Here is a 311-nt window from a genome sequence, read left to right as displayed (position 1 = left end):
AGCCGGGCAACATCGACACCAGCCGGGCCCGGGTGGGCGCCGTATCGGCCCTGGCGCAGCGCAAGGGCAGCACGCCCGCGCAGATCGCCCTGGCCTGGCTGCTGGCCCAGGGGCCGGACGTGGTGCCCATTCCGGGCACCCGCCGCATCGCCCATCTGCAGGACAACCTGGGCGCACTGTCCGTGGCACTGACCCCCGCCGAGCTGGACGAGCTGCGGCGCGCCAGCGACGAACTGCCCGTGGCCGGGCAGCGCTATACGGAGGAAGGCATGAAGGGCATCAACGCCTGAAGGGGCCGGTGGGGCCGCCGG

Annotated in this window: 1 protein-coding gene; it reads left to right on the top strand. The window is 74.0% G+C overall.

Going from position 1 to position 311, the window contains the following annotated elements; genetic code table 11:
- The coding region (locus tag ACFIKI_RS08475) for an aldo/keto reductase (protein WP_375666768.1) at window positions 1-290 on the top strand (290 nt) is incomplete at its 5' end.
- Between the last annotated feature and the right edge of the window lie 21 nt (window positions 291-311).

Source organism: Bartonella sp. TT121SHDZB (assembly GCF_042193415.1).
GTDB lineage: Bacteria > Pseudomonadota > Alphaproteobacteria > Rhizobiales > Rhizobiaceae > Bartonella.
Note: the sequence above shows the minus strand (reverse complement) of the source record. Positions and strands in the feature narration are given on the sequence as shown.